This is a genomic window from Erythrobacter sp. CCH5-A1 (assembly GCF_001557115.1).
Lineage (GTDB): Bacteria > Pseudomonadota > Alphaproteobacteria > Sphingomonadales > Sphingomonadaceae > Erythrobacter.
In genome coordinates this window covers 1-16,627 of sequence record NZ_LSKQ01000116.1, presented here as the reverse complement: position 1 = coordinate 16,627, position 16,627 = coordinate 1, and the positions used below count along the sequence as shown (strand labels likewise).

Here is a 16,627-nt window from a genome sequence, read left to right as displayed (position 1 = left end):
CGCCACTCAGTGGCGTCCGATTCTAACGGTATTCACACACGGGTTGGTTATCTGCGCAGCTCGTGTTTGTGCTTCTCGTGATGGCGCTTAACCCAACCGATGAAAGCCTTCTGCCAGCTCGCAGGCGTCCTTGCTGGGTCCGCGTTCACCCATGCCTCGAATTCCGCATGGAGCGCATAGAGGTCCCACCCTGGACATTTCTCGCGCAGATATCCGATCGTTTCGTCGGTCATGACCCCGCGGGTGGCTCTGTCGGAAAGGCCTGCTACAGCGGATCGCACAAGGTGGCGGGCATCAAAAAAGAGCGGGGCTTCTTCATTGGGAGGAGCAGTTGCCTCGGATCCTTGGCCGTCCAATGCCACTGGGCTGGCCGTATCGACCTCGACTGTCTCTAGTAGAGAGACTGCCTCACTTTCGAGCTCAATTTCTTCCTGTACGCTACTGGCCTTCTCTGTGAGACGGATCATTCTGAGAAGTGGCTCAGCCCCCTTCCCGTCCTCAACGACAAGCCGATAGCCCGGCAAGACATTCTTTTCGGCGAGCTTGAGTATCTCGAATTTGAAGCGGCGATACTCACCCTCTGCACCTGACTTCTCGAACAGAACGGGCATGGAGATCGCAAATCCTGCTTGGCCGGCGCCGCCGGCATGCTTGCGAGCCACGCGGTAAAGCCATCGCTCACGGCCGCCCGTGATATCGAAGTATGCGCGGTCAATGCTCAGCACTCCGCCCTTCATCATGACGCCTTCCCAAAACCAGTTCGACAGCTCAAGCGTCATCCCCCGGCTTCGTTCGGTCTTCTCGTCGACAAGCTGGGTCCAGCCATCGAGCCAGCTGAATGTTGCTTCACGGCGGTTTTCGGCGCGGATGTTTGTCTTGATTGTCGTCGACACCAGGCGGTCAAGAGCCTGCCCCAGAAGCTCATAAGCGCGGCCTGTGGTAGGCCTTCCGATTGCACGAAGCAGATCATAGGGCATGATGTGGAGCTTGCGCGGCACATCGTTCACTCCTCGTCGAGACATGTCGGCGAGTTGGCTGGCGCAATAGATCAGGATGTCCGCATCCCATATTGTCGCCATGCCGTAGTCGGGGTTCGCGCTGACGTGGACCCAGAGTTTGCCATCCGGGGCGGTGTATTCGATGGGCTTGGTTCTCTTGCGCTTGGCGAGCGAGAAAAAGGGGCGCTCCATCATCTCGCGTTGGTCGCGCAGCGGCATGTCCGCCAGGTAGGGCAGAAAGAGATCGAATTGTTCGGGAACACTCTTTCTCAGTGCCTGCGTCATCGCACCGCCTCGCTTTCCCTGCACAAATTATTCCCCGGGGAATAATTTGAGACGCCATTATTCCCCGGGGAATAATCATTGGTCCACGGGGTGCTGATCGGCAGGGGCAGGGGGGCGTTCATCTTTGAAGTCCTCCACCATCTGCGGCAAGGGTTTCTAGCAGCAGTTTGATCTTGGCTAGCAGCTCGTCGTCGGAGAGGCCGTGCCCAGAATGCAGGCGCAAGGTCACGCCCTGCCGATTTGTTCGCTGCAGGCTGACTGCGGGCCGGTCATGCGCCCCGTTCAGCACAATTTCTCGGTTTTTGGTGGGCGATTGCTCTGTGGTGAGTAGTGCCTTGATGACGTCCGGCGCAGGGATGGGGGGCTTTCCCTCATTGCGGAGCTGCGCCTGTTTCGTCGCTAGGTCCTTGGCGGCCTTCTGGATCAATGCAGCCCTTTTCGGATCACTGAAAGCCTGGGCGAGGGGGTAGGCTGGCTTCAGCTGGACGTCAGCTGGAGATGCGAAAGCCGCTACAACGGAATCGGGGATAGTCGCGACCTTGATCATTTTCGACAGCCAGCTCTGAGACAGCTTAAGTCGTTCTGCCATCCGCGACTGATGGTTGCCGTAATGGGTCTTCAGTGCGGCTGCATAGTTGCGAGCTCTCTCGAGGTCAGAAACGTCCTTGCGGGCGCGGTTCTCGATGTCGGCGAGACGGAAAGCGGCCTCATCGTCGAGGTCGGCAACCTGCGCGAGAAATTTCAAATCGGGATAGGAGTTCTGGCGAAGCCAGGAAATTGACCAATGTCGCCGCGTGCCTGCGATGACCTCGAATTCAAACTCCGGATCGCCCTCAATTCGGCGAACGACGGCGGGTACTTTCTGACCTCCTTCGGCGATGATCGCGTCAATCAGCTCGCGGCAATTGTCTTCATTGAGGTGGCTGTAGGAACGCGCATTCCCCGTCCACGGACGAACGCGTGCAGGGTCTAGTGCAAGCTGCGTAACCTGCCTGACCTCGCCACTGGCGACCCGGGCGAGGGCGCTTTCGCGCCCAAGCAATGAATTTCTGCGTGATCGGTCTGCACGCAGCGCAGGGGTGCCTTCAGACTCGCCCTCTGTCGGGTCTGTCTCCCGGCCCTCGATCTCATCTGCCAGCAATGCGGTCAGATAGTCCTTTTGCTTCTTTGCCATCGTTGGCCTCTCAGTGTGCCGCCAGTGGAGGCGCGCCGCTCATTAGAGCCCGTAATCTCGATTCAAGCAGGGTGGTCGCTTCAGCCATTGACGAGAAGGCTTTCGTCAATGTTCTGGGTCCGGCCCCAGCCTTGTCTTACAAGTTGCTCGACCTGCCCGAGGGCTTCGTCGAGGTTGGACCGGCATCGCTTGTGCGTCCTCGTCGTACCGATTGGCTTCTCCAGCTCGTATATCGTCATCATACGCAGAGCAGCGTGGCTGATTTCAGCGCTCTCCAGAATGGGGACAGGCAGAAGGGCGGGGCCAAAGCTCTGCTCCATTATGGCTCGCACCATCTCATGGCTTGGATCGCCGCTGTCGAACTTCGAACATAGGAGGCGGACAAAGTTGTACTCTACCGCCACGCCAGCTTCGACCAATTGACCAATCACTTGATCCATCATTGAGAGGAATTGGACTGTCGAGCAGAAGTCCGGCGTGGTGGCCGCAAGGGGTACCAGCAGGGAGTTCGCCGCCTGCATCACCGCAAGCGAGATCGTGCCGAGTGCGGGAGGTGGGTCGAGAATGACGACGTCATAGTCTCGTGCAAGATCGATCAGGCCCTGTTTCAATTTGCGGAACCGAGCTGCAAGGACGCTCTGGCCGTCTGCGCCGGAGGCAGCGAGTTCGTACTCGACGTCAAACAGCTCGAGGTTTGAAGGAATCAGGTCGACATTTGGCCACGGTGTATTCTTGACCGCATAGAGGAGGTCCGCTTGGGTTGGGTCGATGGAAAGATACGGGTAAAGGGTCTCTTCTCGTGTGATGTTAAAGTGCGGATTGAACCCGAACAGGGTTGTAGTCGTGGCCTGACTGTCGCAATCAACAACGAGGACGCGGTAGCCCTGAACCGCGAAATAATGCGCCAGATGAGTGGTTACGGTCGATTTCCCGACGCCCCCCTTGAAGTTCTGAACGGCAATCATCGCTGGAGTGTCTTTAGGGCCGCGGGCGGGGCTTGCGTCCAGCACCTGCCGCATGTGAAGTATGTCTTCGATCGAGTAGCCCAGACGCCTTCCGTTTTCGCTCGAGGGAGGCGGGGGAAGTCTACCATCTTCCTCGGCCATCCGGATCCTGTTGGTCGAACAGCCGAGCAGTTGCGCGGTCTCAGCAACTCCAAACCGGACGTTCAGACCTTTGCGGCTGTCAGGCAGAAAAGCCTTCCGCCGCAGCCTCTCGATCATTCGTTCGCCCGCCTCCGCGAGATCGCCAATCTGGGTTACAATTGAATCTGAATATGCCATCCAGAGGTGTCCTTGAAGGTTTTGTGGCTTTTGAATAAATGAAAACCTTCAAATCGGCAAGCTGGCGTTGGCGAACCTTCAAAGTGCGTGATTGGCGCGTCGACTGAACCCCTGGAACAATCGTGATCCTAAGCTCTCGGCACTTCAACAAGGCGGGTCAGGGCTGGGATGATTGCAGCGAATCGCTCTGTGACATTTGAACCGGCTTGGCCTGCGACTGTGCTGATTGTTTGCTCGGAGAACGCTGCAAAAAGTGCTCTTTGCTCCGGCGAAACATCGTCTCTCGTCAACGTCAGAAGCTCCCGTACGAAGCTCATCGACGCATAGCATACTTGCTTGAAGGTGGGGTCGAAGTACAGCATGCCGTCCCCCGCCACCTCGATCGCAATGAACAGCCGTGCTCTGTCCATCTCGAAAAGATCAATTAGCTGGTGGCGAAAGCTCGAACATATGTTGGCCCGGCCATTCTTGACCTTGCTGACGAGGCTCATTCCCTTGCCAGTCGCAAGGGCTACCTCCCGGTTGGTCATCCCGTTGCGCCGCCACGCCTCGGTTAGGACGATCCGGTACTGCTCGAAACGAGCGGCCCTGCTTTCTTCGTTAAGGATATTCTGCATAAATTTCCGACCCCTCAGTCAAATATTAACTTAAAGCCTAGGCACATTGTCAAGTATTAATCTTTGGGATGAGGTTCGCGCAGATCAGCGTCGTGCGGCGGTGCTCTCACCCTCTGATGCAGAAATGTCATTCAGTTTCAGAGCTGGAGGGGAAAATTTTTCCTATGATGGACAATGCGTATTGATCGCTCTGGAAAATTGCTCCTCTACATAGGAACAAAATTCCATGATGTCGGAAAATAATTCATAAATACGAGAAATTCATTCATGCATGCGGCAAACGAAGTGACAAGTTGCGGTGAGCTGAGTGATAGTCGAAGACATAATTCTTGAAGCATAGGCCGGATTCCCGTTTCCTCGCCTAGGTTCCGCAATCCCGCGGGGCCGTGGAACGGGGAACTGCAATGAATGCACTCTCGATGAAGCAGGGTCTGTCGCTGAACACGATCCTGATGGCGCTGGCGGTGTTCGCCATCGTCAGCCTCCTGACGATCGGTGCGGCCTATGCCGGTACCGACAACACCTTCAACACCGCGCTCACGACCTTCACGAACTTCCTCGAAGGTTCGGGCGGTCGGATCATCACCGTGATGAGCCTTGCCGGCGGCCTTGTCGCCCTCGGTTCGGGCCGCTTCAGCCTCGCCCAGGTCGCCGTTCCGGTCGCCGTCGGCGTGGGTGCCGGCACCGGCGTTCCGATCGTCACCTCGACCGTCACCGCGACGATCTGAGGCGGCGTGCAACCTAGGGGAGGGGGGTAAGCAAATGGATCGGTACAGCATTCCTTCGCATCTCGACGATCCTGAACTCATCGGGTTCTGGACGCTGGATGAATTCCTCGCGATGGCGGTTCCGTTCATCTGGGGCATTCTGAGCCAGCACGTCGTGATCGGATTGGTGCTGGCGGTGCTTGGATGGTGGGGGTTTAGGAAACTCAAAGCCGGGCGGGCCACATCGTGGGTTTTCCACATGGCCTACTGGTACCTGCCGTCGAGCTTCACCGGTCTGAAGGCGACACCGCCCTCCCATCTTCGCATGATGGTGGGCTGACATGGATCATTCGTACGGACTGGCGCAATCGCAGCGTGTGCTCAAGCAGCGCAACATGCTGGGTATCACCGCACTGACGCTGGCAGGCCTGCTTGTCCTGCTCCTGATCTTTGGGTTCACGCGCGACCGCGAGATCGTTCTTCAACCCGTCCTGCGCAGCCCGCTGACCGTATCGTCGAGCGGCGTCTCCGAGGAATATCTCGAAATGGTGACGCGCGATACCGCTCTCATTGCACTCAATCGCAGCCCTGAGAACCTAAACTACTGGATGGAAACGATCCTCGAGATCGCCGCGCCCGAGGCACACGGGGCACTGAAGCGCGACCTCATGAAGGTCATCAAGGAGCAGGGCAATTCGAGCATCAGCCAGTACTTCACGATCGGTGCGATCCGCGTCGATCCCGACACCCTGACCTCCGAAGTATCCGGCACGCTCCATACAGTCGTCGGTTCGAAGGCTGTCACTGCCGAACACAAGCGCTTTCGCTTCACCTGGAAGTATTCCGGGTTGTCTCTGCAGTTGGTCGGTTTCGGCATGATCTCCAAGGCCGAAGGCCAGGAACAAGGGGAAGAGGCATGATCACGCCATATGCAATCGGCCTGTTTGCAAGCGGGACGGCACTTGCTGCCCGTCCGCTCTGCCTCAGCAGCCGAACGATTGGCGCAGGGCTTTTGGTCGCAGGGGCATTGCTGATGGCCTCACCGGCCTTCGCAGATGAGACGCTGCTCGCGACCGATAACAGCGAGGTCGCTTGCACCATATCCAAGTCTGGCCTGACGCGGGTCAGTCTCAAGGACGATCGCTTCGCCAGCGTGTCGAAGTTGACCACCGGCAACGAGACCGATGACTTCACGGTCGTGAACGAACCGACGCGCGGCGACATCTACATCTCCGTGCCCGAAGGATTCACGAAGGACGAGGTTTCGTTCTTCGGCACGACAGCCAAGGGCTTCGTCTACAAATTCGCTTGCCGCCTCGAGGGCGAGCGCGCCCATCAGGTTTTCGTCGAGAACCGCGATATCCTCGGCGAAGAGCCCGCCGAACTCGCGCGTGCGATGTCGCCGGAGGAAACTTCGGCCTCTCTCATCCAGGCCATGTATCAGGGGCAGGGCATGGACGGGTTCGAGATCCGTCAGCCGTCAATGAGCCCGGTCATGGTGGGCCCGCTCAAGGTCCAGTTGATCACTGAATATCGCGGCCTCAACCTCGTCGGCCGTGTGCTCAGGATCGAGAACACCGGAAAAGCGACAGCAGTTCTGAACGAGCAGACCATCGCGCCGAGCAACGCGGTCGCGGTTAGCGTTGCCAAGCATGAACTCGCCGAACGCGAGGTGACCACTGCCTACATCATCACGCCATCGGGCCAGATCGCGGCCAGCTCCGTGGGAGGACGTCCATGAACTTCAACAATCCTTTCAAGCGCAAGCCCAGGCAGCTCGATGCCGACGACACGGTCGATGTCGAAGAGTTCGGCACCAATGATGCTGTCAGGAAGAAGCAGATGATGCTGATGACCGCTGCTGGTCTCGTGGCCCTTGTGGCGGGCTCGGCCTACATCTTCGCCGATGATACGGCCGACGAGGCCGCCAAGGTGGCGGACAAGGGCGAGATCAAGGTCTCGACCGATGATATGGTCAACAAGAACATGGGGCAGCAGCAATGGCAGGCAATGTCCGAAGCCGAAATGCAGGGCATGCAGAACCAGCTGCGCGGCATCGAGGGTCAGGATCAGCGGCTCGATGCGCTGCAGGCGCAGATCGCGGCGCTACAGGCCGAGAATCAGGCGATGGCGACCGACGGTCAGCGAGTGGTTGGCGCCTACCAGACCGAGAACGATCAGCTGCGCCAACAGCTCGCCCAGCGGGCAGCCGCGCCGATGCCGCCGCAAGGCATGTATGGTCCGACCGGTCCTGCAGTGGGCCGCGCCGGTCCTCAGGGCGGAGCGGGGGCAGCAGCTGCAGCCGCCGTGGCCGGTTCGCCTTACAGCCCACGCTCTATCAAGCTCGTTGCCTTTGAGGGCGGGCCGTCGGGCACCGCTACCCGGATCAGTGGCGGCTCCACTAGCTACACCGATAGTCCGAACTATCTGCCTCCCAACTCGATCGCCAAGGCGCGCGTCATCGTCGGTGTCGATGCCTCGGCGGGCGTCAATTCGCAGACCGATCCCTTGCCAGTCGTCCTTCGGATCACCGGCCCGGCCCGGTCGGTCTACCGGGACGGCAAACTGCTCACGACCAAGATCGAGGGATGCCTGGTTAACGGCGCCGCGCGCGGCGATCTCTCGAGCGAGAAGGTCTATGTGAAGCTTCAGCGCATGACCTGCCCGCAGGCCAACGGTCGTTACGCAGTTTCCGACGTCAAGGGCTTCATCAGCTTCGGCGGGAAGACCGGCGTGCGGGGGAGGGTGGTCAGCCGCGAAGGCGGGCTTGCGACGCAAGCCTTCTTGGCCGGCCTCGTAAGCGGTGTCGGCAACGCCTTTCAGGGTGCCAATCAGATCCCGCGCATCGCACAGGACCCTGTTTTGCCGTCGGCGTCCGACGTCGGGATCCAGGCGATCGGGGGCGGCGCAGCTACCGCGGGCAACACCCTTTCGCAATATCTCATCGAGCGCGCCGAGCAGTACCAGCCCGTCATCGAAATGCCGACCGGCATCGATGTCGAGATCGTCTTTCTCGACGGCGTTTTCATCCAGAACTGAGCACGCCCGCGCCGCGCGGAGTGAAGGAGTTTGTTCATGCTGAATACCACCAACGTCGCGCTTGCATCGATGTCGCTATTGCTGGGCGCAACCGCCGCCTCCAGCTCACCGGATGTGGCTGGGCTTCTCAAGACTCGGCTGCCTAAAACCGAAGTTACGGGCGTCGATTGCAACCGCATTGCCGGGCTGTGCGAGGTCACCGCCAAGGAAAACCTGTTCTATGTCGATGCCAGTGCCCGTTACCTCATCATCGGGCGGGTCTATGACATGGAAACCCGCCAGGATTTGACGGCTGCGCGCCTTCTCGAGCTTAATCCCGACATGCTGGTGGGCGGTGCAGCCAAGGCCAACGCGCTCGCCAATGCTGGCGAAAGCGAAGCATCTGGAGGGGGACGCGGGTCGCGCAGCGAGCGCACCGTGTCACAGGCGGTAGCGCAGAAAGTGGATCTCTCGACGCTGTCCGATGCTGGTGCGATCGTATGGGGGAAGGGGGGCCAGAAGGTCACCGTCTTTTCGGATTTCCAGTGCGGATATTGCCGCGCGCTGAGCCGCGAGCTTGAGCAGATGAACGTGACGGTGATCGAGCGGCCGATCTCTGTGCTTGGCAGCCGCGATATCGCCGACCGGGTGCTGTGCGCCAGCGATCAGCGTGAAGCGGTGCGCGCCGCCTATGCGCAGATGCCGGTCAAGGCCGCCACCTGCGACACCCGCGGATTGGACGAAAACGAGGCCTTCGCGCGCAAGCATGGCTTCACTGGCACGCCGGTGATCGTGCGGTCTGATGGGGCTGTTCTCGAAGGATATCGACCCAAGGCGGCTCTCGTCGCCTGGCTGAAGGGAGCATGACATGAAGCGTAAGTCTCTTCCTGATGTGATCTGTCTGCCGCATGGTTCGGCTGCGAACTGGCGGCCACCTTTGACGCGGCGGCGTATCGCTGCGATCGGTGGTGGGCTGCTGTTTCTTGCCGGCTGCACGACGTTCGGAACGAACATCAACGGGAAGTTCAACTGCGGTCCGGCAGGGGAGGGCTCCTGCTCGCCTGCGACCGTCATAGACGACCGCGCGCTCGCAGAGATCACCGGCGATGCGAGCTATGTTCCTGCAGGGCCCTATCGTGCGCCCGTTCGCGAGATGCAGCCGGGCACGGTGGCGCTCGCCGCTGGCCCGCAAACCGTGGTCGTGCCCGGACAGCAGAAGGTGTTGCGCATCGTGTTCCCGGCGCATGTCGATCGGGCGGGCCGCTACCACGAGACCAGCGTCGTCAATGCGGTGGTGGACAACGGCGCATGGATGCAAGCGAGTGCCTCACACGGCGCGGCGCTCGCACAGACCGTCAACCTGACGGTCAATCCCGAGATCCTCGCGCAGCTCGGCGAAGAAGTTAGCGTCGGGGGCGAGGGTGCCGTGAGCACGGCGGCGCGCATCAGCATGAAAGATCCCGGCATGCCGTCGGCCGAAGCCGTCGCTGCTGCGCGCGCCCGCGCAGCGGCCAAGGCAGCCAAAAGCGCGGCGGGTGGCGACTCTGCTCCCGTTGATGCTCCGGCGAACCGCCCGCAGTCGTTCAACCCGGTTGTGGAGGAATAGGCGATGCCCGCTGCGAGCAAGAAAAGCTGGTTCGCCCGTCTGTTCGGGGACGAGCATGCGCCCGATGAAGGGACACCCGGCCACGGTGCGCCGATGCTGGCGCAATGGCTTCCCTATCGCAGCTTCGATCCGAAGACCCAGATCTTCTACCAAACGGACTCGATCGCTTTTGCCCTCGAGGTTGCGCCGCTTATCGGTGCCGATGAACGCACTGGTGAAATCCTCGCCCAATTCCTGTCCGAGGCGATGCCGCCGTGCTCGCGGTTGCAAATCCTTTCGTTCCAGAGCCCCCGGGTCGGGCAGACGATCGCGCGCTATGCTTTGCCGCGCTACGCTGCCGGCGGCGTGCACAAGAAGATCGCCGAGCATCGTTCGCGGATGTTGGGGCATGGCGCATGGAACTCGCTGGCGCAGGATGGACCCTTCCACGTGCGCCAGCACCGCTGCGTCCTTTCTGTCTCCTTCAAGCTTGGTAAGGGCAGTGTCGAGGAACTGATCACGGTTCGCGACTCGATCACCTCGCTGCTCCAATCGATCAATGTTGATGTGAGCCGCTACTCTCCGGTCGACCTTATCGCCCTCATCGATGACCTGACCGCTCCGGCGTTCGATGTCTCCGACCATGTCGAGGAATACTGCGAGCTCGATCCCATCGCGGACCAGTGCGTGCGCCGTGATGTGCAGACCGTGGTGCAAGCCGATCGCATCCTCGTCTCCTGCGAGCCGCTGCGGGCCGTGACCACGCTGGGCGGGGACACTGAGTTCGAGGAGATCCGCCCCGACACCTTCGATTACCGCTTCTTCTCGGTTCGCAACCTGCCGACACGCTGGGCGCCATGGGATTGCCAGAAGGTCATCGGCGATATGTTCGCTGACAAGCTGCGCCCGGGCTGCCCGACCATGACCAGCCTGTGCATCGTTTATCAGGATGAGGAAGCGGCGAGTTCGAAGGCCGGTTACAAGTTCATGCGGACCTCGAGCCTTGCCGATACGCCTTCAGCGAGGCTTTTGCCGCAGCTGAAGGACCAGAGCCGCGAGTGGGAGCATGTCCAGCAGGAGTTGCGCCTGGGGCGCAAGCTTGTGCAGGTCTATTACACGGTTGGCATCATGAGCCCGAAGGGGAAGGGCGATGCGAACGAGCGCACCATCAAGTCGATCTACAAGGCGGCCGGTTGGGATCTGCTCGACGAGCGCTTCCTGCAGATCATGGCCTTCATGTCTTGTCTGCCGATGACCCTTGGCAACGGGCTCGATGTCGATCTCAAGCGCATGAAGCGGCTGCGCACCATGCTCACCACAACCGCTGCCAACCTCGCACCGCTTCAGGGTGAGTTCCTTGGCGGGGCCAAGCCGCACCTGATGTTCATCGGGCGGCGCGGGCAGCCCTTTTTCTGGTCGCCCTTCGAGAACAGCGCGGGCAACCACAACGTGGCGGTGTTCGGCAAATCGGGCTCGGGCAAGTCGGTTGCACTCCAGGAGCTGTGCGCCGCCTTTGCAGGCATTGGCGCGCGGATTATCGTGATTGATGACGGGCGTTCGTTCGAACACATGGCCAAGATGCTGGGCGGCAAGTTCGTCGAGTTTCGCCTGCGTGACGGGTTCAGCCTCAACCCCTTTTCGATGATCGACGCCGACCTGATCGACAGCGATGAGGACTACCTCGTCGATGCGCTCGCCATGCTCAAATCCATCATCGGCCAGATGGCGCGGCATGTGGATCACTTGAACGATACCGAGCGCGGCCTCATCGACAATGCGGTTGGGCAAGCCTGGCATGCCAAGGGCAGGGATGGCTCCATCGATGACGTGATCGAGGTGCTTGTGTCCCATGGCAGCCTCGCGGCCGAGGATCTCGCGACCGCCATGTTCCCGTTCTCCTCGAAGGGCACCTATGGCCGGTTCTTCATGGGCGAGGCGACGGTCGACATGTCGTCCGACTTCACCGTCTTCGAGCTTTCCGACCTGTCGAGCCGCGAGGAACTGCGCTCGGTTGTTCTAACCGCGATCATGTTCCTGTCTTCGCAGAGCATGCGCAAGATCAACCGCGAGATCCCCAAGGCCCTGCTGATCGACGAGGCTTGGCAGATGCTGCGGGGCGGATCGATGGCTGACTTCGTCGAGACATACAGCCGCACCTGCCGCAAGTATGGAGCCTCGCTCATCACCGCGACCCAGTCGCTCAACGACTACTACAAGTCGGAAGGCTCGCTGGCTGCGCTCGAGAACTCCGACTGGTCCGTCATCCTACAGCAGAAGCCCGAGACCATCGCGGATTTTCAGAAGCACGGCCGCTTCGACATGGACGCCTATACGGAAGCCTTGCTCCGGTCTCTGAAGCGTAGCGGCACGGATTACTCGGACGTGATGATCAAGGGCCCTGATACGCTGGCGGTAGGCCGCCTGGTGCTCGATCCCTATTCGGCAACGCTCTATTCGTCTTCCCCCGCCGTGTTCGGGCGCATCGAGCGGCTCATGGAAGAGGGCTTCACGATGGATGAGGCGATCGAGATGGTCGCTTTCCCCCATCTGGAGCGCGAGATGATGCGGGAGGCGGCGGAATGAACGCGCTCCTTCACGGCCGTTTCCAGAGGGCCTCGCGCGGCGGCGGTGCGGGGATCATCCCCTTGGCGGTCGAGCCTGTTAGCAGACATCGTACCGCCGCCACAGGCCGCTTGTCCCTACGGGAAGTCGTTGCGGAGCTGTGCTATTTCACCCTTCGCCTGTCCGGGTGGTTGGCGCTGACTTTGCTCACCACGTTTGGGCTCTATGCGGTCTTCTTCATGGCGCTTGGCGCGTTTTCGGCCGAAGGCTTCTTCGCCCATCTCGCCAATCTCTCCGTGCGCTTTGGCGAAGCGGAACCTGCCCGTCAGGTGATCTTTGTCCGCCAGCTCGCGCTTGTGACCCTCGTCCTGTTCCTGATTGTCAGCGCGGCGCGATATCGCTCGCTGGCCGCCGTGTTTTCGGCCGACCCGGCCCCGCGAAAGGATTGATCATGTCCGAGCAGCTCACTCTCATCCCGCCACCGTCGCAGACCCACAGCGCGCCTTCTGCTTTCGTGGAGATCGACCATGGCGTGTCCAAATCCCATGGCGGCACGGCAAACACGGCGTCCGGGCCTTCCGCACCCCGATCGAGTCAGCGCCGCAAGGGCCTTCCACCGAGCGCATTCCTGTTGAGCGGTTTCGCGGTTGTCGCGCTTCTGTGGGGCGCGTGGGTCACCAAGAACATTCTTGATCCTTCCGTAGTCAAGGCGCCGATCGCCAGCGTCAGGCTCGAGCAGATCATCGGCGAGTATGTGCAAGCGCAGGCACGGAGCAATACGCCGCCCGAGGTCGTGACGCAGCAGACGCAGGCCTTCATGGCCGCGCTCGGCGAGGAGCTGAAAGCGCGCGGTGCCGACGGCACCACGGTGATGGTCGGCGAGGCGGTGCTCTCGCAGAACGTGCCTGACATCACGGCTGATGTGCGCAACGCCATCTATGCCAAAGTCCCCCCGCCTGCCGCACCCGCATCCGCTCCGCCCCCCGCGTATGCGCCGCAGCAGCAACTGCCCAATGGTCCGGCCGCGATGCCGGTACCGGGCCAGTAGGTCGGGCAGGGGAGGGCCGCCGCCATGCACAATTCGCCGATGTCACCCCTTCGCGGATCGGTGCTGGCGGTGGTCCTTCTGGCTGTTGTCGCGCTTTCCGGCTGCGGCAAGACCGAGGAGCCCCCCGTAGATCGCGACCCCAATGCCACGACCATGCGCATGACAGGTCCCGATGGTGCTGAAGTGAGCGCCGATATCGTCGAGACCGAGAACGGCATGAAAATGCGCGTCAGGGACGCTGACGGCAAGGAGTCCTCCATAGAGATGGAGCTTCCCGAGGGGTTCCGGGCACCCGGTGCTGGCGGCGGCCAGACTGGCGCGCGGGGTGACGCCTTCTCCGATTTCGATCGTCGGTTCGATGAACGCAGCGAGCAGTTCCGCAAGCGGTTCGATGAGAGGGTGGAGGAGTTTGACCGGCGATTCGAGGAAAATCGCAAGGCCTTTGATCGACGGTTCGAAGAAGATCAGCGCCGGATTGATGAACGCCAAAGGTCGATGGGTCGTCCCTCCGCTCCGCGGATGGCTGCCCCGCCAAGTCCGTCGCCCGATGTCGTGGAAGCCGCTACAGGCGATCGCAACATCCCCGTGGATGAAGACCGGTGAGCGCGTCGGCATCCACCCGCCGTCCTTCGGTGCTTGCCCGCTGGGCGATGATTGGCGTGCTCGCTGCGGGGATCGTCTCCCACAATGCGATTGCAGCCTGGCAGGAAAGCCATTCCTTCATGATCAACGTGAGCGAAAGCCTGCCGAACTGGGCGTTTTTTGTCAGCGCGGGCAAGCAGCCTGAGAAGGGCGACTATGTGTTTTTCGTCCCTCCGCCCGGTGAGCTGGTCAGTCGCCATTTCGGCCCGGACCAGGGGCCCTTCGGCAAGCAGGTGATCGGCATGCCCGGCGCGCTGGTTGAGCACCGCTATGGCTTGGTCTACGTCGATGGCGTCAAGGTGGCCCGCATCAAGCCGCGCACCCGTCTGGGCGAGCCTCTGCACCCCGGGCCGACTGGACGTGTGCCCCGCGACTGCTTCTACGTTGGCACGGACCATCCTGACGGGTTCGACAGCCGCTATGCCGAAATCGGCTTTGCCTGCCGCAAGGCAATTCTTGGCACAGGGACACCCATCCTGTGAGGGCGTGGCCGATCCTTGCCACGGGCTTCACGCTCTTGAGCCTCACCACGGTCGCGCCGCTGGTCTCGACCGTTTTCGCGCGCGATTACGGCGTCATGGGGCAGACCTGGCCGATTGCCGAGCCGGATCTGCTCACGACGATCGACCTGAAGCTGAAGACCCTCGAGGGCAATGGCAGCATCGAGCGAATGCAGCGCGAGCTGGTTGCCAAAACCGAGCACCGCGTGCGCAATCCTTTGCCTGTCGCTGGCATCTCGGCGGCGCAGAAGGATCGCAGCTGGATGTTCGACCCGTCCATCGTGGTCGAGAACGACGTGCGCGATCAGAAGGGCAATGTGATCGCGGCGCGCGGCGCGCGGGTTAACCCGCTCGCTCTGATCGACATGCCTATCGATCTGGTGTTCGTCGACGGGCGAGATGCGGACCAGCTCGAATGGGCGACAAAGAAATGGGAGAGCGCCAGAGCCAAGATCATCTTCGTGTCGGGCTCGCCGTTTGATCGGATGTCTGAGTACCAGCGCCGGTTCTTCTTCGATCAGCACGGTAAGCTCACTGCCCATTTCGGGATCACCCATGTGCCCGCAGTCGTCTCGCAGAAGGGTCAGCTGCTTGAGGTGCGTGAGATCGTCCTGCCAGCGAAGGGGGCAAGGTGATGCGCCTGGTTATTAGAACATCCAACAAGGATCCGCTCATTCTACTATGTGCGATGATTGGATTTGCCTTGCTGGCAAGGCTCCTCGTTGTCGTTTTTCCTGACGCACGGGGCTGGGTCCTCGATGTCGTCGTAATTGCGCTCTTTTTCGCCGCCGCCACATGTTTGGTTGTATTGTTCCTGTGCCTTGTGGTGATTGCCTTCGGGCAGCGGCCTGAAGCTTCATCGGTAATTTTCGAGGAGGAGCCGCCATGCTGACGGTCCTCGACTGGCTGAAGACCCCCATGGCTGCGCCCGAGACGCGCACGCTGAAGGTCATGCGCATGGCGATCCTTGTGCTGAGCATGATGGTTGTTGTCTCGGTCGCGGCCATCGACCCCCTGCGGGCCGCGATCGGGATCGGCGCGGGCGCGGTCGTGGCAGGGTTGCTCCTGATCCTCGCCGCGCTCGTGCCTGTCTATCTGTTGATCAAGACCCGCGCCGATGATGCGCATCTTTCTGCGCTTCTTGCGGAGACGGACCAATGATCCGCCGTCTGCTCTTCACGCTCGCCGCGCTTTTCGCCCTCGCGCTTTCGCCCGTCAGCGCGTCGGCTCAGACACCGCCGTCGAAGTGCACCGGCAAATTCGTCAACCCGGTGACCGATATCTGCTGGAGCTGCATTTTCCCGATCTCGCTGGGAGGCGCGAAGCTCTGGCCCGGGCGCCCCGACACCAACAATCCCGATCTGCCGATTTGCGCGTGTGGCACACCGATCCCTCGCATCGGTCTTGCGGTTGGCTTTTGGGAGCCGGCGCGGATGGTCGACGTGACCACCAAGCCTTGGTGCTTTCCCAACCTTGGCGGTTTGAAGCTTGATCCGGGCTTCGACATCGGCCGCGGCCAGGTGACACCACCGCAGATGGGGGGAGGGCGCACAGCCAACACCGCCAATTACCATGCGCACTACTACGTTTATCCGCTGCTCTACTGGATGGAGATCCTGACCGATTTCCTGTGCTTTGAGAGCGCGAGCTTCGACATCGCCTACATCACCGAGATCGATCCGCTCTGGAACGACGACACGCTGACGACGCTGATCAACCCCGAGGTTGCTCTCTTCGCCAATCCTATCGCGGTCGCCGCCTGCGCTGGGGACTGCGCAGCCGCAACCGCCCGCCTTCCGCTTGACGAGCTGTTCTGGTGTGATGGCTGCAACGGATCGATGTTCCCGATGAACGGCAACATTGCGGCGCATAACTCTCCTGTCCAGTCGTCGCGGCTCGCTGCCGAACGTCTCCTCTTCAAGATGCACCGTCAGGGCCTTGCCTTTGGAACCGCGGGTTCGCGTGCGCTGTGCGGCAAGTACATCATGCCGATCCTCAAGAAGTCGCAATACCGCATCCAGATGACCAATCCGATTGCGACGGTGAGTGGCAAATACGCCTGTTCCCCGATCGGTGCCTCGACCATGCCACCTGATGCGGGACGCAGTTATCCGGTGGGCGGCGAGGACTTCGGCTACCTTCTGTGGCGCAAGCGCAATTGCTGCATGTGAGCGCCGTGACGGCGCAGAAAGGAAATATGTATGTAAT

At 60.9% G+C, this 16,627-nt stretch carries 20 protein-coding genes; 16 read left to right on the top strand and 4 right to left on the bottom strand.

Annotated elements, in window-relative coordinates:
- Positions 1-47: 47 nt before the first annotated feature.
- The 4 genes from AX708_RS06050 to AX708_RS06035 form a co-directional block, all read right to left on the bottom strand.
- Positions 48-1,283, bottom strand: a complete 1,236-nt coding sequence (locus AX708_RS06050) for a replication initiator protein A (RefSeq protein WP_066526131.1) — start codon at positions 1,281-1,283, stop codon at positions 48-50.
- Between the two features lie 118 nt (positions 1,284-1,401).
- On the bottom strand, positions 1,402-2,457 hold the full coding sequence (locus tag AX708_RS06045; protein ID WP_066526126.1) for a ParB/RepB/Spo0J family partition protein: 1,056 nt from the start codon (positions 2,455-2,457) through the stop codon (positions 1,402-1,404).
- A gap of 80 nt (positions 2,458-2,537) precedes the next feature.
- Positions 2,538-3,740, bottom strand: a complete 1,203-nt coding sequence (locus AX708_RS06040; RefSeq protein WP_066526122.1) for an AAA family ATPase — start codon at positions 3,738-3,740, stop codon at positions 2,538-2,540.
- 128 nt (positions 3,741-3,868) lie between these two features.
- Entirely contained in the window at positions 3,869-4,357 is a 489-nt protein-coding gene (locus tag AX708_RS06035; protein ID WP_066526121.1) for a transcriptional regulator, read from the bottom strand.
- Between the two features lie 452 nt (positions 4,358-4,809).
- Between AX708_RS06035 and AX708_RS06030 the strand changes: the two genes are divergently transcribed.
- The 16 genes from AX708_RS06030 (at position 4,810) to traU (ending at position 16,590) form a co-directional block, all read left to right on the top strand.
- A complete protein-coding gene (locus tag AX708_RS06030; RefSeq protein WP_066270729.1) occupies positions 4,810-5,085 on the top strand; it encodes a hypothetical protein in 276 nt (91 codons plus the stop codon).
- Between the two features lie 34 nt (positions 5,086-5,119).
- Positions 5,120-5,404 (top strand): type IV conjugative transfer system protein TraL, encoded by a 285-nt coding sequence (gene traL / locus AX708_RS06025; protein WP_066526109.1) that lies wholly within the window; start codon positions 5,120-5,122, stop codon positions 5,402-5,404.
- Between the two features lies 1 nt (position 5,405).
- Entirely contained in the window at positions 5,406-5,984 is a 579-nt protein-coding gene (locus AX708_RS06020; RefSeq protein ID WP_066526106.1) for a type IV conjugative transfer system protein TraE, read from the top strand.
- A complete protein-coding gene (locus tag AX708_RS06015) occupies positions 5,981-6,805 on the top strand; it encodes a type-F conjugative transfer system secretin TraK (protein WP_066526104.1) in 825 nt (274 codons plus the stop codon). Before AX708_RS06020 ends, AX708_RS06015 begins: the two co-directional genes overlap by 4 nt.
- Positions 6,802-8,103 (top strand): TrbI/VirB10 family protein, encoded by a 1,302-nt coding sequence (locus AX708_RS06010; RefSeq protein ID WP_066526101.1) that lies wholly within the window; start codon positions 6,802-6,804, stop codon positions 8,101-8,103. The genes AX708_RS06015 and AX708_RS06010 overlap by 4 nt, the downstream gene beginning before the upstream one ends.
- 36 nt (positions 8,104-8,139) lie before the next feature.
- Positions 8,140-8,949, top strand: a complete 810-nt coding sequence (locus tag AX708_RS06005) for a DsbC family protein (protein ID WP_066526099.1) — start codon at positions 8,140-8,142, stop codon at positions 8,947-8,949.
- Position 8,950: 1 nt separating this feature from the next.
- Complete coding sequence (locus AX708_RS06000) at positions 8,951-9,688, top strand: hypothetical protein (RefSeq protein WP_066526096.1); 738 nt, start codon at positions 8,951-8,953, stop codon at positions 9,686-9,688.
- A 3-nt stretch (positions 9,689-9,691) separates the two neighbouring features.
- The gene (traC, locus tag AX708_RS05995) at positions 9,692-12,250 is read left to right on the top strand and encodes a type IV secretion system protein TraC (RefSeq protein ID WP_066526093.1); all 2,559 of its coding nucleotides are present in this window, start codon (positions 9,692-9,694) and stop codon (positions 12,248-12,250) included.
- Between the two features lie 62 nt (positions 12,251-12,312).
- Positions 12,313-12,678: a hypothetical protein gene (locus tag AX708_RS05990; RefSeq protein WP_156443282.1), complete on the top strand. Its 366-nt coding sequence runs from the start codon at positions 12,313-12,315 to the stop codon at positions 12,676-12,678.
- Positions 12,679-12,680: 2 nt separating this feature from the next.
- A complete protein-coding gene (locus AX708_RS05985) occupies positions 12,681-13,277 on the top strand; it encodes a TrbI F-type domain-containing protein (RefSeq protein WP_082745425.1) in 597 nt (198 codons plus the stop codon).
- 24 nt (positions 13,278-13,301) lie between these two features.
- Complete coding sequence (locus AX708_RS20290) at positions 13,302-13,880, top strand: hypothetical protein (RefSeq protein WP_156443281.1); 579 nt, start codon at positions 13,302-13,304, stop codon at positions 13,878-13,880.
- Between the two features lie 47 nt (positions 13,881-13,927).
- Positions 13,928-14,401, top strand: coding sequence for a S26 family signal peptidase (locus AX708_RS05975; RefSeq protein WP_082745424.1), 474 nt, complete (start codon positions 13,928-13,930; stop codon positions 14,399-14,401).
- On the top strand, positions 14,398-15,054 hold the full coding sequence (gene traW / locus AX708_RS05970; RefSeq protein ID WP_082745423.1) for a type-F conjugative transfer system protein TraW: 657 nt from the start codon (positions 14,398-14,400) through the stop codon (positions 15,052-15,054). The genes AX708_RS05975 and traW overlap by 4 nt, the downstream gene beginning before the upstream one ends.
- Entirely contained in the window at positions 15,051-15,311 is a 261-nt protein-coding gene (locus AX708_RS05965) for a hypothetical protein (protein ID WP_156454532.1), read from the top strand. Before traW ends, AX708_RS05965 begins: the two co-directional genes overlap by 4 nt.
- Complete coding sequence (locus AX708_RS05960) at positions 15,305-15,580, top strand: hypothetical protein (protein WP_066526078.1); 276 nt, start codon at positions 15,305-15,307, stop codon at positions 15,578-15,580. The genes AX708_RS05965 and AX708_RS05960 overlap by 7 nt, the downstream gene beginning before the upstream one ends.
- Positions 15,577-16,590, top strand: a complete 1,014-nt coding sequence (gene traU / locus AX708_RS05955) for a conjugal transfer pilus assembly protein TraU (protein ID WP_066526076.1) — start codon at positions 15,577-15,579, stop codon at positions 16,588-16,590. The genes AX708_RS05960 and traU overlap by 4 nt, the downstream gene beginning before the upstream one ends.
- Positions 16,591-16,627: the final 37 nt, after the last annotated feature.

Coding starts and splice junctions, on each gene's coding strand:
- AX708_RS06035 (WP_066526121.1), bottom strand. CDS start 4,357: ATGCAGAATATCCTTAACGAAGAAAGCAGGGCCGCTCGTTTCGAGCAG.
- AX708_RS06015 (WP_066526104.1), top strand. CDS start 5,981: ATGATCACGCCATATGCAATCGGCCTGTTTGCAAGCGGGACGGCACTT.
- AX708_RS06040 (WP_066526122.1), bottom strand. CDS start 3,740: ATGGCATATTCAGATTCAATTGTAACCCAGATTGGCGATCTCGCGGAG.
- AX708_RS06005 (WP_066526099.1), top strand. CDS start 8,140: ATGCTGAATACCACCAACGTCGCGCTTGCATCGATGTCGCTATTGCTG.
- AX708_RS05985 (WP_082745425.1), top strand. CDS start 12,681: ATGTCCGAGCAGCTCACTCTCATCCCGCCACCGTCGCAGACCCACAGC.
- traU (WP_066526076.1), top strand. CDS start 15,577: ATGATCCGCCGTCTGCTCTTCACGCTCGCCGCGCTTTTCGCCCTCGCG.
- AX708_RS06050 (WP_066526131.1), bottom strand. CDS start 1,283: ATGACGCAGGCACTGAGAAAGAGTGTTCCCGAACAATTCGATCTCTTT.
- AX708_RS05960 (WP_066526078.1), top strand. CDS start 15,305: ATGCTGACGGTCCTCGACTGGCTGAAGACCCCCATGGCTGCGCCCGAG.
- AX708_RS05975 (WP_082745424.1), top strand. CDS start 13,928: ATGATTGGCGTGCTCGCTGCGGGGATCGTCTCCCACAATGCGATTGCA.
- AX708_RS20290 (WP_156443281.1), top strand. CDS start 13,302: ATGCACAATTCGCCGATGTCACCCCTTCGCGGATCGGTGCTGGCGGTG.
- AX708_RS06045 (WP_066526126.1), bottom strand. CDS start 2,457: ATGGCAAAGAAGCAAAAGGACTATCTGACCGCATTGCTGGCAGATGAG.
- AX708_RS06010 (WP_066526101.1), top strand. CDS start 6,802: ATGAACTTCAACAATCCTTTCAAGCGCAAGCCCAGGCAGCTCGATGCC.
- AX708_RS06000 (WP_066526096.1), top strand. CDS start 8,951: ATGAAGCGTAAGTCTCTTCCTGATGTGATCTGTCTGCCGCATGGTTCG.
- AX708_RS06030 (WP_066270729.1), top strand. CDS start 4,810: ATGGCGCTGGCGGTGTTCGCCATCGTCAGCCTCCTGACGATCGGTGCG.
- traL (WP_066526109.1), top strand. CDS start 5,120: ATGGATCGGTACAGCATTCCTTCGCATCTCGACGATCCTGAACTCATC.
- AX708_RS06020 (WP_066526106.1), top strand. CDS start 5,406: ATGGATCATTCGTACGGACTGGCGCAATCGCAGCGTGTGCTCAAGCAG.
- traC (WP_066526093.1), top strand. CDS start 9,692: ATGCCCGCTGCGAGCAAGAAAAGCTGGTTCGCCCGTCTGTTCGGGGAC.